Source organism: Mycobacterium sp. TY815 (assembly GCF_030755135.1).
Taxonomy (GTDB): domain Bacteria; phylum Actinomycetota; class Actinomycetes; order Mycobacteriales; family Mycobacteriaceae; genus Mycobacterium.
This window is the reverse complement of sequence record NZ_JAUFRX010000001.1, coordinates 3,632,851-3,646,952: the sequence shown is the minus strand read 5'-3', so window position 1 is coordinate 3,646,952 and position 14,102 is coordinate 3,632,851. Positions and strand designations below refer to the sequence as shown.

The window sequence follows — 14,102 nt, the reverse complement described above, 5'->3', positions numbered from 1 at the left end:
GCCGCGCCTCTGGTCTAACGTGGGCGCAATGGTGCACAAAACGAAGATGATTACGGCGGTGCTGGCGGCCGTTGCGATCGTCGCATTCCTGGCGGTGGGCTGCGGGCGGGGGTCCAACCAGGCCGGGTCCGGCGGAGGCGGGCAGGCGGCGGGCGAGTTCGCGAACACGATCCGCAACAAAGTCACCACCGACGCGATGATGGCGCACCTGACCAAGCTGCAGGACATCGCCAATGCGAACAACGGCACTCGTGCGGTGGGCACTCCGGGCTATGAGGCCAGCGTCGACTATGTCGTCGAGACGTTGCGCAAGAGCGGTTTTGACGTGCAGACACCTGAGTTCTCGGCTCGGGTCTTCCACTCCGAAAAGGGTTCGGTGTCAGCCGGCGACCTGACCGCGGACGCGCGGGCACTGGAATACAGCCTCGGCACCTCCGAGGCCGGCGTGACGGGGCCGCTGCTGTTCGCGCCCCCCGGCGACAGCCCCGGTTGCGCGCCGGCCGACTACGACAAGCTGCCGACGCGAGACGCGGTGGTGGTTGTCGATCGCGGCGGTTGCCAGTTTGCGCAGAAGGAAGACGCGGCCGCCCAGCGCGGCGCGGCAGCCCTGATCGTCGTCGACAACGTCGACGAGCAGTCGATGGGCGGCACGCTCGGAGCAAACACCGAAGTGAAGATTCCGGTGGTCAGTGTCACCAAATCGGTTGGCTTCCAGCTACGCTCCAAGTCCGGCCCGGCGACGATCAAACTGGCCGCGAACACGCAGAGCTTCAAGGCCCGGAACGTGATCGCGCAGACCAAGACCGGATCACCGACCGACGTGGTGATGGCCGGCGCACATTTGGACAGCGTGCCGGAGGGGCCAGGCATCAACGACAACGGCTCGGGGGTGGCGGCGATCCTGGAAACCGCTGTGCAACTTGGCAATTCGCCGCAGGTACACAATGCGGTGCGGTTCGGTTTCTGGGGCGCCGAAGAGCTGGGGCTGATCGGATCCCGCAACTACGTCGAATCGCTGGACGTCGAGGGCCTCAAGAACATCGCGCTGTACCTGAACTTCGACATGCTGGCTTCGCCTAATCCCGGGTATTTCACCTATGACGGGGACCAGTCGCTGCCGATTGACCAGCGTGGCCAGCCGGTGGTGCCCGAGGGGTCGGCCGGTATCGAGCGCACCCTCGTCGCCTACCTGAAGCAGGCTGGAAAGACCGCCCAGGACACCTCTTTCGACGGCCGCTCCGACTACGACGGGTTCACGCTGGCGGGCATCCCGTCGGGTGGGCTGTTTTCCGGCGCCGAGGTCAAGATGTCCCAGGACCAGGCCAAGCTGTGGGGCGGCAAGGCGGACGAGCCGTTCGACCCCAACTATCACCAGAAGGGCGACAATCTCGAGCACATCGACCGGACGTCGCTGGGCATCCAGGGTGGCGGCGTCGCCTATGTCGTGGCGGTCTACGCCCAGGATCTGGGCGGGCGCAACGGTGTTCCGGTCATGGAAGACCGGGTGCGGCACGTGCTCGCCAAGCCATGACACGTTCGCTCGCTGTCCTGCTTCTGGCGTTTCTCATTGCAGCGTGCACGACGACTCGCCCGACGGCGCACCAGCCGGCCGCCGCGCCCGACCCCGGGCGTTCGCTGGCTGCGAAGGTGACCACGGAAGGTTTGTTCGTCCACCTGCGCGCGCTGCAGCAGATCGCCGACGCGAACAAGGGGAACCGGACGACGGGCACACCGGGATATGACGCGAGCGTCGACTATGTGGTGAAAGCATTGCGTGCCAAGGGGTTCGACGTTTCCACGCCGCAGTTCGAGCGAATCCGCAACGTGTCCGAGGGCAAGCCGGCCGTGACGGTCGGCGGCCGCGCTTTTGCTGTGGACCAGGCTTCACTGCTGGTGCGCACACCGCCCGGCGGCTTGACCGGCCAGCCGGTGCGCCCCAGCCAAGCGGCCGGCTGTACGGCCGCAGACTATGCGGCGGCGTTGCCCAAAGACGCGATCGCCGTCGTCGACGACACCCGCTGCTCGGTGGTCGACAAGCAGAACGCCGCGGTGGCCAAGGGCGCTGCAGCGGTGATCGTGACCAGCCAGCCCACCGGTCAGGGGGCGCCTGCCACCCTGTTCAACGCCGGCTACTACAACCAACTCACGGTGCCGGTCGCGGTGGTGGGTGCCAACGGGGCGGCCGCGCTGGCGCGCTCGGGCGCGTCGGTGCGGTTGGTGCTGGATGCGGAGAATGTCAAGATCGTCTCGCGAAACGTCGTGGCCCAGACCAAAACCGGGTCGGCCCATGAGGTGGTGATGGTCGGCACCCATCTGGACAGCCCGGCTGACAGTCCGGGCATCAACAACGCCGGTTCCGGAGTGGCCGCGGTGCTGGAGACCGCGCTACAGCTGGGCCCGCTGCCGCCGGTCTCCAACGCGGTGCGGTTCGCGTTCTGGGGTGCTGCGGAGAACGGACTCAACGGTTCGATGGATTACGTGTTCGGGCTGGACAACGACGCGCTCAACGACATCGCCCTGTACCTCAACTTCGACATGCTGGGATCGCCCAACCCCGGATTCTTCACCGACGACGGTGACCAGTCCGGCCCGGCCGGGACGGGCGTTGCGTCGTCGGACATTCCAGAAGGGTCAGCCGGAATCGAGCGCACCCTGGCCGGCTACTTGAACCTGGCCGGAAAACGGCCGGCCGACATGCCGCTGAACACCAGGACCGACTACCACCCGTTCCTGGTCGCCGGTGTGCCGGTGGGAGGCATGAACACCGGTGCCTCCCAGACGAAAACGACGGTGCAGGCACGGCTGTGGGGCGGACAGCCGGGCGCCGCGTTCGATCCCAATTATCAGGGCCCCCGCGACACCGTCGACGCAATCAACCGCGACGCGCTGGCCGTGATGGGGTCCGGGGTGGCATTCGCGGTCGGCACCTATGCGGAGTCGATCGGGGGCGTCAACGGCGTGACCCCGCACGACAAACGCCATCGGACCCGGGTTTCCTGAGTAGAGTGTGCTGCGGGCTCAGGCCAGATCACCGCAGACGAGAGCGTCATTTCGCGTAGGAGGTTTCCTGTGACGGATCAACCGCCGGGCTATCCGCCGCCACCGGGTGACTACCCGCCGCCGGGCGGATACCAGCCTGGGGGCGGATACCAGCCGCCGGGCGGATACCAGCCGCCGGGCGGATACCCGCCGCCGCAGGGTTACGGCTATCCGGCACCGGGTTACGGCTACCCGCCGCCGCCGTCGAGCACCACCAACCCGATGGCCATCGCGTCGCTGGTGTCCTCCCTGGTGGGCTGGGTCTGCGGCATCGGGCCGATCCTCGGCATCGTGTTCGGTCTGATCGCACTGAACCAGATCAAGCAGACCGGGCAGGGCGGGCGCGGGCTGGCGCTGGCCGGCACCATCATCGGTGGGGTCGGGGTGGCGATCATGCTGCTCTACTTCTTCCTGGCGATCGTCCTCACGGCGTCGAATTCCGGCAATGCACAGGACGCGGTAATACTGATCGACCTTGGGCGGCAAGCATTCTCGGGGTCAGTCCCGGTATAGGAAGCGTCGCGGCACCAAGTGCCGGTTATCGGGTTGCGGCCCATTTAGAATGAGTTTCGGTGCAGGCGGCGGACGGGGTTGATCGGATGAAATTGCGCTCGCGCAGGGTGGTCGCGTCGGCACGGGCCCTGACGGCTTGTCTGAGCGCGGTGCTGGTGGTGGCCGGCTGTACCACCATGGTCACCGGACGCGCGGTGTCGATCCTCAACGATCCGTTCCGGGTGGGCGGGCTGCCGGCCACCGATGGGCCCAGCGGGGCCAAACCGAATGGACCGGCACCGACAGGCACCGTGCTGAACACCAACAACGGGCCCATCGACAAGTTGTCCCTGCTGTCGATCAACGACATCGAGGAGTACTGGCAGAACAACTACACCGCACCGCTGCAAGGGTCGTTCAAGCCCGTCGACAAGTTGGTGTCGTATGACTCCAACGACCCGAACAGCCCCATCGTCTGCCACAACGAGACCTACGACCTCGTCAACGCCTTCTTCACCTCCCGGTGCAACATGATCGCCTGGGACCGCGGCGTATTCATGGCGGTCGCCCAGAAGTACTTCGGCGACATGTCGGTGAACGGCGTGCTGGCCCACGAGTTCGGGCACGCGCTGCAGACCATGGCCAAGCTGGTCACCAGGAAAGACCCGACCATCGTTCGCGAGCAGCAGGCCGACTGCTTCGCCGGCGTCTACATGTACAACGTGGCCTCCGGTAAGTCGCCACGCTTCAACATCAGCACCGCCGACGGTCTCGACCATGTCCTCGCGGGGATCATCACGACGCGTGACCCGGTAATGGACGCCGACTCCCAGAACGATGACGAGCACGGCTCCGCACTGGACCGGGTCAGCGCCTTCCAGATGGGCTTCATCACGGGCACCTCGGCTTGCGCGGCGATCAACAAGGCCGAAGTCGAGCAACGACGCGGCGATCTTCCGACCGCGCTGCGGTTGGACACCGGTGGAAACCCGGAGACCGGCGAGGTGGAGATCACCGAAGACACCCTCAAGACGTTGATGGAGTTGATGGGCAAGATCTTCTCGCCCAAAAGTCCGCCCACGCTCGTCTTGAAGGCCGGCGGCTGCTCGGACGCCAAGCCCAGCCCGCCGGCGTCCTACTGCCCGGCCACCAACACGATCAGCGTGGATCTGCCCGCGCTGGCGACGATGGGCAAAGTAGCCGGAGAGAAGGAACACAGCCTGCCGCAGGGCGACGACACCGCGCTGTCGATCGTGATGTCCCGGTACGCGCTGGCGGTGCAGCACGAGCGCGGGCAGGCGATGCAGAGCCCGTGGACCGCGCTGCGCACGGCCTGCCTCACCGGCTTCGCGCACCGCAAGATGGCGTCGAACATCGAGTTGCCGTCCGGCAATTCGCTGGTACTGACGGCGGGTGACCTCGACGAAGCCGTAGCGGGGCTGCTCACCAACCACATCGTCGCCAGCGACGCTGACGGCATCAGCGTCCCCGCCGGCTTCACCCGGATCGCGGCGTTCCGCGCCGGGGTGGGTGGCGGCGAGATGGACGGGTGCTTTTCCCGCTACCCGGGCTGATCAGCGTCAAGCGATCTCGGGATGCGGCACGTGGTGTTGTGGTTCGGCATCCTCGGGGCTCGTCTGCTCACTGCGGGCCCACTGCGCCACGAACCAGGCCACCAGCATCGCTCCGACCGCCACCGTGGGGATCGCCCACACCCGCCTGACCAGCATGGCACTGCCGCACTGTGACGCCGCGCCGCCGTCGTCGGCGCGTGCCAGGGACAGGTGGACACCGAGTCCGTTACCGCAGTCGATCTGCATGCCGTAGCCGTCGAAGCGGTCCAGGTAGACCGGAAACCACAGCGCCGCCAGGCCGATGAGCCCGAGGGCCAGGCCGACGGCACCGATGAGCAGCTGGCGTCGGCTCACAACGTCTCCCCGAAGATGTTAATGAGTGATGTGCGGCGAGGGCATGGTTGCTGATTGATAAGCCCGATGGCCAGCAGCTGGACCAACCATCGGACCACCCCTCAATAGGGGGCTATGTTAATCCAGATTCCGGCGCTCGGGTAGTTTTCGCTGGTTTGGGGCGGTGTGATTCCGGCTAAAGTGAGGCGGTGTCCGGCCCGTCGAGCGCTGCGCCCGAAGTCCGCCGGCGGCCGAAAGACCGCAAGGCCCAGATCGCCCGCGCCTCGGCCGAGGCGTTCAGCGCCCAGGGCTACCACGCCGTCAGCATGGAGACCATCGCCGCCAAGGTCGGGGTGTCCGCTCCCGCTCTGTACCGCCACTACGCGGGCAAGTACGACCTGTTCCGGGAGGCGGTGCTGACACTGAGCCGCCAACTGGTCGATGCCACCGACCTCGGCCACGACGCCGATCAAGACCCGCGGCTCACGCAGGAGCGGATCATCGCCGGACTCATCGACGCAGCCCTGGACAACCGCGCGTCCGGTGGCCTGTACCGCTGGCAGGCGCGTTACCTGCGCGCGGAGGACCAAGCCGAGCTGACCGAGCAGCTGAAGCTGATCAACCGCCGGATTCAGCAGCCGCTGAAGACGATTCGTCCGGAACTGCGGTCAGACCAGCGGTGGCTGTTGTCGGCCGGTGTGCTCAGCGTGATCGGCAGCATCGTCGACCACTCGGAGCGGCTGCCGGCCGATCAGATCCGGGCACTGTTCGGCGCGGCGGCGTCCGCGGTCCTCGCCGCCGAACTCCCGCAGCCGCACGACGTCGTTCCGCGGGCCGCGTCCTGGCGACTCTTCACCGAGGATGCCGGCGTCTACGAAGCGCTGCTGCACGCGTCGATGATGCTGTTCACAGAGCGCGGCTATGCCGAGACCAGCATGGCTCAGATCGCCAAGGCGGCGGGTGTGCCGGTGTCCGGGATCTACCGGTACTTCTCCGGCAAATGCGAGATCCTGGCGACCGGATTACGCCGGGCGGCCGACCGGGTTTCCGCTCAGTTGTCGCCGGTGGTCGGTGCGCTGACCGAACCGCGGCACGCCCTGACGCTGCTGATCGAGGCGTACGTGGCGACGTCGTTCGCCAACCCCGAACTGGGCGCCGTCTACTACACCGAGCGGACCAACCTGACGCCCGCCGATCAGCTGCTGCTGCACAACGTACAGCTGTCGACCATTGATTCGTGGGTCCGGCTGATGACGGCCGACCGGCCGTCGCTGCGCCCGGCGCAGGCGCGGTTCCTGGTACACGCCGCGATGGCGCTGGTGGTGGACCTGGGCCGGATGGGTGAGTCGGCCTACCTGCAAGCGTGCGTGCGGAAGCTGATGGAGATCACGCTTTTCGGCCCGGAGAGTGCAGCAGACGAAGTGCCGCGTCGACCGCAAGGGCGGGGACGTCGAGGCTCTTCGAGCCGAGATCGTGCCGGGCGCCGGTGATTTCGACGATCTCGGTGGGCGCCGGGATCAGTGCCGCGGCGGCACGCAGTTCGGTGATGGTCCCGAACGGATCGGAGGTGCCGTGGGTGAAAACTGTGGGCACCGTGATGCGGGGCAGGTGCTCGGTGCGGGAGCGCTCCGGCTTGCCCGGAGGGTGAACCGGGTAAGAGAACAGCGTCAGCACGTCAACCGGGACTTCCAGGGCGGCCACCACCATCGAGGTCTGCCGGCCGCCGTAGGAGTGTCCTCCGGCGATCAGCGGTCCGCCGGCCAGGGTGCGGCACAACTCGATCGCCTCGACGATGCCGGCCTGGTCGGCCATCGCCGAACCTGACGGCGGGCCCTTGGGGCGGCGCCGGCGGTAGGGCAGGTTGTAGCGCACCGCCAGCCAGCCCCGCCGTGCCCACTCGTCGCAAATTCGTTGCAGCAGAGCGGAATCCCGGTTTCCGCCGGCCCCATGGGTCAAGACCGCCACGCCGAGCGGTGTGCCGGCTGGTTCGTGGGCGATGCCGTCGATGTCGTTGACGTTCATGAGTGCAGCCGGAACAAGGGGGACACCGGCCCGTGGCCGGCGCCCAACGGATAAGCGGCCCGCAGACATTCGGTCACCCAGCGCTTCCCGAAGGCGACCGCGTCGGGCATCTGGTGTCCGTGCGCCAGCGCACAGGCGATCGCCGCCGCCAGGGTGTCGCCGCCGCCGTGGTCGTTGCCGGTGGGCAGTCGTTGCGTGTCGAATTCGTAGAAGTCCACGCCGTCGTAGAGCAGGTCGCTACTGCGCTCCGACGATCGCAGGTGCCCGCCTTTCACCAGGGTCCAGCGCGGGCCCAGGGCGTGCAGTGCTTGGGCGGCCGCGCGCTGGGAATCGGTGTCGATGACGTCGATATCGACCAGCAGTTTCACTTCGTCCAGATTGGGTGTCACCAGGGTGGCCATCGGAAACAGTTGAGTGCGAAGCGAATCCAGTGCGGAGGCGGCAAGCAGCGGGTCTCCGTGCATGGACGCACATACCGGGTCGACGACCAGGGGCATGGTCAGGCCCAGCCCGCGCCAGGTGCGCGCCACCGCTTCGATGATGGCCGACGACGCCAGCATTCCGGTCTTGGCGGCCTGAATGCCGATGTCGGTGACCACCACTTCGATCTGCGCGGCCACCACGTCGTCAGGGGTTTCGTGAAAACTCTTGACGCCCAAGGTGTTCTGGACGGTGACCGCGGTGACGGCAACGCAGGCATGCAGGCCGAGCAGCGCGATGGTGCGCATGTCGGCCTGGATGCCGGCACCTCCACCGGAATCCGATCCGGCGATGGTCAGCACTCGCAGCGGCGTCGTTCCCGGCGGCGCCAGGGGCAGGAAAGTCACTGGGTGAGCGGGAGATACACCCGGTTGCCGTGCTCGGCGAATTCACGCGACTTCTCGGCCATGCCGGTGGCCAGCATCGCCTCGACGTCCTCTTCTGTTTCCAGCCCGTGCTTGGCGGCGAAGTCCCGCACGTCCTGGGTGATGCGCATCGAGCAGAACTTCGGCCCGCACATCGAGCAGAAGTGCGCGGTCTTGGCCGGCTCGGCGGGCAGTGTCTCGTCGTGGTACTCCCGGGCCGTGTCGGGGTCCAGGGACAAGGCGAACTGATCGTTCCAGCGGAACTCGAAACGCGCCTGCGACAACGCATTGTCGCGGTCCTGTGCGTGCGGGTGGCCCTTGGCAAGATCGCCGGCGTGTGCGGCGATCTTGTAGGCGATCACGCCGTCCTTGACGTCCTTGCGGTCCGGCAGACCCAGGTGCTCCTTGGGGGTGACGTAGCACAGCATCGCGGTGCCGGCCTGGGCGATGATGGCCGCGCCGATCGCCGACGTGATGTGGTCATAGGCCGGCGCGATATCCGTGGCGAGCGGGCCGAGGGTGTAGAAGGGCGCCTCCTCGCAGAGTTCCTCTTCCAGTCGCACGTTCTCGACGATCTTGTGCATCGGGACGTGCCCGGGACCCTCGATCATCACCTGCACGCCATGGGCTTTCGCGATCTTGGTCAGCTCGCCCAGGGTGCGCAACTCGGCGAACTGCGCGGCGTCGTTGGCGTCGGCGATCGAGCCCGGCCGCAGGCCGTCGCCCAGGGAGAAGGTGACGTCGTACTGGGCCAGAATGTCGCAGAGTTCCTCGAAGTTGGTGTACAGGAACGACTCCCGGTGATGTGCCAGGCACCAGGCCGCCATGATGGAGCCGCCGCGCGACACGATGCCGGTGACCCTCTTGGCGGTCAGCGGGACGTAACGCAGCAGCACGCCGGCATGCACGGTCATGTAGTCGACGCCCTGCTCGCACTGCTCGATCACGGTGTCGCGGTACAGCTCCCAGGTCAGTTCGGTGGGGTCGCCATTGACCTTTTCCAGCGCCTGGTAGATCGGTACGGTGCCCACCGGCACGGGCGAGTTGCGCAGAATCCACTCGCGGGTCTCATGGATGTTCTTGCCGGTGGACAGGTCCATGATGGTGTCCGCGCCCCAGCGGGTCGCCCACACCATCTTGTCGACCTCCTCGGCGATCGAGGACGTGACGGCCGAGTTGCCGATGTTGGCGTTCACCTTGACCGCGAAGGCCTTGCCGATGATCATCGGCTCGCTTTCGGGGTGGTTGTGGTTGGCCGGGATGACGGCACGGCCGCGGGCGACCTCGTCACGCACCAGTTCCGCGGGCATGCCTTCGCGGGCGGCGATGAACGCCATCTCCGCGGTGATCTCCCCGGCCCGCGCACGCTGCAGCTGGGTGCCGCGGTCGCGCACCACACCCGGCCGCGGCGGCAGGCCGGCGTTCAGGTCGATGACGGCGTCGGAGTCCGTGTAAGGCCCGGACGTGTCGTAGAGATCGAAATGGTCACCCGTGGACAGGTGCACGCGCCGGAACGGGACGCGCATCCCGGCAACGCTTTCCGAGCCTTCCAGATCCCGGTAGACCTTGCTGCTGCCGGCAATCGGGCCGGTGGTCACGGACGGTGCTGACGGTTCAACGGTCACAGTCATCGCTATCTCCCTACGCCGGCATTACCCGGTCAGGTTCGTACGGTCGACGGCCCCAGCCGTCCTCTCAGCGCATGAGGGTTGCGCTCCCGCGTGAATTTTCGGTTGGATTCCCCCACGCTAGCGCAGGGCGGCGCACCCTGTCTTCAGGCGACCGCCGGAGCCCGGCGCGAAGGTCGCGTCGCCGCTGCCACCGGGAGCTGCGATCACCGACGACATGCGCTCACTGTCGTCGGGAAGTGTTTGCGGGCTTACCGCATGGTTATTGAACGGGCCTGGTCAGGTCGTCGCGCGGTAGCCGAAAGGTGAGGTTGGCGCGGCCGGGACGTGATGGGATGATGGCCGGGTGCAGAGCGATGGTCGCGAGCAGTCTGCCAGTCCCGTGCTGCCGGCCGGAGCCCGGCCCTATCTGAACGTCGGCAGCTTCCGGTTCTGGTTCGTCGGACAGCGCTGGGAGTGGTCCGACGAGATGGCCCGGATGCACGGGTACGAGCCGGACGCCGTGGAACCCACGACCAAGCTGCTGATGTCCCACAAGCATCCCGACGACCGCGCCCACGTGCAGGATCTGCTGGATTATGCGCTGCGGTCCGGGGAGCCGTTCTCGAGTCGGCACCGGTTCATCGACACCGCAGGCACGGTGCACGACGCGATCGTGGTGGCCGACCGGATGCTGGACGACAACGGGGCCGTGCTGGGCACCGCCGGTCATTACATCGACCTCACCAACAGCTTCGACCAGGCGCGTCAGGAGGTGCTCGACGACGCCCTCCCGGACCTGTTCGAGAACCGCGCCGCGATCGAGCAGGCCAAGGGTGTGCTGATGTACGTCTACCGGGTGAGCCCCGAACAGGCCTTCCGGGTGTTGCAGTGGCGATCGCAGGAGACGAATACCAAACTGCGCGAGCTGGCCAAGCAGCTGCTCGATGAGGTCAGCTCCTTGGACCACCCGTCCACCGTCGCCCAGAGTCAGTTCGACCACCTGTTGCTCACGGTGCACGAGCGCATCCCTGAGGAATCCGCACGCTGAACCGGCGTTAGGCTCCACCTACCTGGGACGGGAAAGGTAGCGGATTCGGGCATCCGCACCTTAACCACCGGCCGAAATTTGACACATTTAGGCGGGTAACGAATGGAGTTGCTGGAGGTCGCGTATGAGTCGGGCGAGGAGGCGGTAATCGTGCTCGTCAAGGGCGACGTCGACTCCAGCACCGCTGATCACCTGCGCGATCAGTTGGCCGCTGCGCTCGACGTCGCCAGGACCCACCCCCGGCGTCTGGTGATCGTCGACCTGCAGGCGGTGAACTTTTTCGGGAGCGCCGGGTTGAACGCGGTGCTCGACTGCCACGAGGCGGGCCGGGCCGCCGGGACGGTGGTCCGGCTGGTGGCCGATCACCCGCAGGTGCTGCAGCCGATCCGGGTGACCGAGCTGGACCGAATCTTCGAGATCTATCCGACAGTGTCTGACGCGTTGCAACGATGAACCCTCTCTCGCTGCCGGCTGACCTCAAGACTGCGGTCACGCTCGGTGGCGAGATGGGGCGGAGATTCGCCGACTTCGATTGGGCCGCCCATCCGCTCGGTCCGCCGCGGGGATGGACGTCCGAGATACGCACAACGGTGGCCAATGCCCTCACGTCGGGGTCGCCCACCATCGTGTTTCTGCACGCAGCTGAGCTGTTCGTCTGGCACAACGACGCTTATCTCACGCTGCTGGGTGACGATCACCCCGGGGCGCTGGGCCAGACGGCCCGCGAATTGTGGCGGGACGAGTGGGATCAGATCGGCCCGATCCTCAATGGCGTTCTGTCAACCGGCGTCGCGACCTTGTCGCACGGCCTGATGCTGCCGGTTGTAGGTGGTTCGGCGGTGCGGCACTTCACGTTCGCCGTCAATCCGGTACTGGGCGGTGACGGAGCGGTCAGTGCGGTGACGGCCGCGGTCACCGGTGCGGCCGGCCCGGTTGCCCGGCAGCGCGCCGAGCAGTCGCCCGGCCTGCTGCAGCTGGACGCCGCGGTCCAGCGGGCAGACTCGATAGCCGCTCTGCTGGACGCGGTGTTGCGCTCCCCGTTCGCCAGCGGCGATGCCGCCGCCGCGGCGATCGGCGTGGTTGTCGACGGTGAGGACCATGTCCAGTTCGAATTCGGCGGGGCTCTGCCGGCCGAACTGCGCGACCGCTACCACGTTGCCAGGCTGGACAGTCCCCTGGTGGGCGTCGACGTCATCGTGACCGGCCAGCGGATGATCATCCCCGACACCCTTGATCTGCCCGCGCGCTACAGCCACGCGGTGAACGACACCGCGGGCAGCGTCCGGGCCTGTGTGGCGCACCCGTTGCGGGCCGGCAGCGGACGCGTGGTCGGCGTGCTCACCCTGTTGTGGCGCCAGCCGCGCCGCTTTGCGGACTCCGAGCTGGAGTTGTTCGCCCGAACCGCCGACATCACCCAGTCGGCGCTGGACCGGATCCGGCTGGCCTCGCGTGAACACCGCATCGCCGTGGACTTCCAGGAGCACCTGCTGGACCTGGACCGCGGGTCGACCGCCGCGGTGGTTGCGGCCGTCTACCAGCCGGCGGGCGAGGTGATGCGAGTGGGTGGTGACTGGTTCTCGGCCACCGCGCTCGACCATCCCGACCGGATCGGCATATCGGTGGGTGACGTGGTGGGCCACGGTCTGCCGGCGGCGATCGTGATGAGCAGGCTGCGCGCCGCGGTCACCGTGTCGGCGCTGACCGCCGCCGACCCGGCCAGTGTGCTGGGCGCCCTGGACCGTTATGCGCAGACCGTGGCCGGTGCACGTTGCGCCACCGTCGCCTACGCGGCCATCGACACCGGTGTGCAACCGGCGCGCATCAGCTATCTCTGTGCGGGACATCCGTATCCGTTGCTGGTCCGCCCGGAAGGCAGTCCCGTTTACCTGCAAGCGGGGCGCCGGGCGCCGGTGGCGACCAGTGCAGCGGGGGACACGGCGGTGACCGCGACCGCTGATCTGCCGCCGGGAAGTCTGATCCTGCTCTACACCGACGGTCTGATAGAGCGGGCCGGCGAGACGCTGCACGAAGGCTTCGAGCGACTCAGGGCCGCAGCAGCCGAGTGCGCCGACCTGCCCGTCGAATCAGTGTGCGCCGAGCTGCTGCGCCGGATGTCTCCGCCGGGCGGCTACCGCGACGACGTGGTGGTGCTCGCCGTGCGGCCGCGGCATGCGGGTAGCCGCAGTTTCGCCACGGTGGTGCCGGCCACCTCCGACCACGTTCCCGAGGTGCGGATCCGGCTGCGGGAGTGGCTGGTCACGACGGCCGGCGGCCGGGATGTCGGCCGGGCAGAGGAGATATTGCTGGCGGTGAGCGAAGCCGTCACCAACGCCATCGAGCACGGGAGCGGGGGCGAGGCCCGCAAAACGGTGTCGATCGAGGCGTTTCTGCGCCACGACGGGGTGTCGATCAGCGTCAGTGACTCCGGCCGCTGGGTAGGTGACTCGTCGGCCAGCCGGCGAAGCCGGCGGCGGGGCCGTGGGCTCACCCTGATCAGCGGCCTGGCCGACCAGGTGGAAACCGTGCGCACCGCCGGCGGAACCCGGGTGACGCTGCGCTTCGACGGTGCCCGCTGATTAATCGGCCTCTTCGAGCGCCTCGCCGATCTCCTCCAGGATCTGGTTGTGGTGATTACTGGCCAACAGGTGGCCGGTGCCGATCACCAGGGCGACGGGCCAGTCGATCAACTCGAAGGCGGTGAGGGCGATAAGCCCACCGAAATAGGCCAGCTGCTCGGGTGGCGGCACCGTCACCCGCCCCACGATTGGCAGGTTGACCGCAAAGGTGTGTGCCGACCGGATCCGGTCCACAGCCTCTCGCTGCGGAGTGTGCCGGCGTTCTTTCTTTTCCGCCATCATTTGCCTTTCGGTAACGTCGGATTTGCCATCCTGCCGGTTGGTGCGGTCACCGTCGGAGATATGACGACGACAGAACACCCGACCGACCCGCTCGCTGCGTCGTTCGCGGTGTTGCTGAGGGGGCCGCTAACCGAACTTTATGCGCTGTTGTGGCGTGTTGGCGTGCTGGAGGTCGGGACGGCCGAGCGGCGGCAGCCGCGGCTGGTCGCCGCGCAGCCGACGTACCGCCGGGCAACCGGTTGATGAGCTGAATCGACGCCTCGCCAGTTGGTGCTACGCAG

At 67.3% G+C, this 14,102-nt stretch carries 14 protein-coding genes and 1 riboswitch; of the genes, 9 read left to right on the top strand and 5 right to left on the bottom strand.

What is annotated here, in order from left to right; all coding sequences use genetic code 11:
- The first annotated feature begins 28 nt into the window (after positions 1 to 28).
- From QXK92_RS15870 to QXK92_RS15855, 4 genes are all read left to right on the top strand, one after another.
- Positions 29 to 1,531: a M28 family metallopeptidase gene (locus tag QXK92_RS15870; RefSeq protein WP_306242723.1), complete on the top strand. Its 1,503-nt coding sequence runs from the start codon at positions 29 to 31 to the stop codon at positions 1,529 to 1,531.
- On the top strand, positions 1,528 to 3,000 hold the full coding sequence (locus tag QXK92_RS15865; RefSeq protein WP_306242721.1) for a M28 family peptidase: 1,473 nt from the start codon (positions 1,528 to 1,530) through the stop codon (positions 2,998 to 3,000). The genes QXK92_RS15870 and QXK92_RS15865 overlap by 4 nt, the downstream gene beginning before the upstream one ends.
- A gap of 69 nt (positions 3,001 to 3,069) precedes the next feature.
- Positions 3,070 to 3,552, top strand: coding sequence for a DUF4190 domain-containing protein (locus QXK92_RS15860; protein ID WP_306242719.1), 483 nt, complete (start codon positions 3,070 to 3,072; stop codon positions 3,550 to 3,552).
- Positions 3,553 to 3,638: 86 nt separating this feature from the next.
- The gene (locus QXK92_RS15855) at positions 3,639 to 5,105 is read left to right on the top strand and encodes a peptidase (protein WP_306242717.1); all 1,467 of its coding nucleotides are present in this window, start codon (positions 3,639 to 3,641) and stop codon (positions 5,103 to 5,105) included.
- Positions 5,106 to 5,111: 6 nt separating this feature from the next.
- Here QXK92_RS15855 and QXK92_RS15850 read toward each other — a convergent pair whose 3' ends face one another.
- Complete coding sequence (locus tag QXK92_RS15850) at positions 5,112 to 5,459, bottom strand: hypothetical protein (RefSeq protein ID WP_306242715.1); 348 nt, start codon at positions 5,457 to 5,459, stop codon at positions 5,112 to 5,114.
- A 188-nt stretch (positions 5,460 to 5,647) separates the two neighbouring features.
- On the opposite strand from QXK92_RS15850, the gene QXK92_RS15845 reads away from it, so the two are divergent.
- A complete protein-coding gene (locus QXK92_RS15845; RefSeq protein WP_306242713.1) occupies positions 5,648 to 6,928 on the top strand; it encodes a TetR/AcrR family transcriptional regulator in 1,281 nt (426 codons plus the stop codon).
- On the opposite strand, the gene QXK92_RS15840 is transcribed toward QXK92_RS15845, so the two are convergent.
- The 3 genes from QXK92_RS15840 to thiC form a co-directional block, all read right to left on the bottom strand.
- Positions 6,825 to 7,460: an alpha/beta family hydrolase gene (locus QXK92_RS15840; protein WP_306242711.1), complete on the bottom strand. Its 636-nt coding sequence runs from the start codon at positions 7,458 to 7,460 to the stop codon at positions 6,825 to 6,827. The two genes, QXK92_RS15845 and QXK92_RS15840, sit on opposite strands and share 104 nt — an antisense overlap.
- Complete coding sequence (thiD, locus tag QXK92_RS15835) at positions 7,457 to 8,287, bottom strand: bifunctional hydroxymethylpyrimidine kinase/phosphomethylpyrimidine kinase (protein WP_306242709.1); 831 nt, start codon at positions 8,285 to 8,287, stop codon at positions 7,457 to 7,459. Before thiD ends, QXK92_RS15840 begins: the two co-directional genes overlap by 4 nt.
- Complete coding sequence (gene thiC / locus QXK92_RS15830; protein WP_306242707.1) at positions 8,284 to 9,936, bottom strand: phosphomethylpyrimidine synthase ThiC; 1,653 nt, start codon at positions 9,934 to 9,936, stop codon at positions 8,284 to 8,286. Before thiC ends, thiD begins: the two co-directional genes overlap by 4 nt.
- Positions 9,927 to 10,036: riboswitch (TPP riboswitch) on the bottom strand. (Overlaps the previous gene by 10 nt.)
- 279 nt (positions 10,037 to 10,315) lie before the next feature.
- Between thiC and QXK92_RS15825 the strand changes: the two genes are divergently transcribed.
- From QXK92_RS15825 to QXK92_RS15815, 3 genes are all read left to right on the top strand, one after another.
- Entirely contained in the window at positions 10,316 to 10,963 is a 648-nt protein-coding gene (locus QXK92_RS15825) for a PAS and ANTAR domain-containing protein (protein ID WP_306244470.1), read from the top strand.
- Between the two features lie 102 nt (positions 10,964 to 11,065).
- Positions 11,066 to 11,416: an STAS domain-containing protein gene (locus QXK92_RS15820; RefSeq protein ID WP_306242705.1), complete on the top strand. Its 351-nt coding sequence runs from the start codon at positions 11,066 to 11,068 to the stop codon at positions 11,414 to 11,416.
- Entirely contained in the window at positions 11,413 to 13,539 is a 2,127-nt protein-coding gene (locus tag QXK92_RS15815; RefSeq protein ID WP_306242703.1) for a SpoIIE family protein phosphatase, read from the top strand. Before QXK92_RS15820 ends, QXK92_RS15815 begins: the two co-directional genes overlap by 4 nt.
- Here QXK92_RS15815 and QXK92_RS15810 read toward each other — a convergent pair whose 3' ends face one another.
- Complete coding sequence (locus QXK92_RS15810; RefSeq protein ID WP_306242702.1) at positions 13,540 to 13,821, bottom strand: hypothetical protein; 282 nt, start codon at positions 13,819 to 13,821, stop codon at positions 13,540 to 13,542.
- Here QXK92_RS15810 and QXK92_RS15805 point away from each other — a divergent pair.
- Entirely contained in the window at positions 13,792 to 14,064 is a 273-nt protein-coding gene (locus QXK92_RS15805; RefSeq protein WP_306242700.1) for an Rv1535 domain-containing protein, read from the top strand. The two genes, QXK92_RS15810 and QXK92_RS15805, sit on opposite strands and share 30 nt — an antisense overlap.
- Positions 14,065 to 14,102: the final 38 nt, after the last annotated feature.

Coding starts and splice junctions, on each gene's coding strand:
- QXK92_RS15870 (WP_306242723.1), top strand. CDS start 29: ATGGTGCACAAAACGAAGATGATTACGGCGGTGCTGGCGGCCGTTGCG.
- QXK92_RS15865 (WP_306242721.1), top strand. CDS start 1,528: ATGACACGTTCGCTCGCTGTCCTGCTTCTGGCGTTTCTCATTGCAGCG.
- QXK92_RS15855 (WP_306242717.1), top strand. CDS start 3,639: ATGAAATTGCGCTCGCGCAGGGTGGTCGCGTCGGCACGGGCCCTGACG.
- QXK92_RS15840 (WP_306242711.1), bottom strand. CDS start 7,460: ATGAACGTCAACGACATCGACGGCATCGCCCACGAACCAGCCGGCACA.
- thiC (WP_306242707.1), bottom strand. CDS start 9,936: ATGACTGTGACCGTTGAACCGTCAGCACCGTCCGTGACCACCGGCCCG.
- QXK92_RS15820 (WP_306242705.1), top strand. CDS start 11,066: ATGGAGTTGCTGGAGGTCGCGTATGAGTCGGGCGAGGAGGCGGTAATC.
- QXK92_RS15815 (WP_306242703.1), top strand. CDS start 11,413: ATGAACCCTCTCTCGCTGCCGGCTGACCTCAAGACTGCGGTCACGCTC.
- QXK92_RS15810 (WP_306242702.1), bottom strand. CDS start 13,821: ATGATGGCGGAAAAGAAAGAACGCCGGCACACTCCGCAGCGAGAGGCT.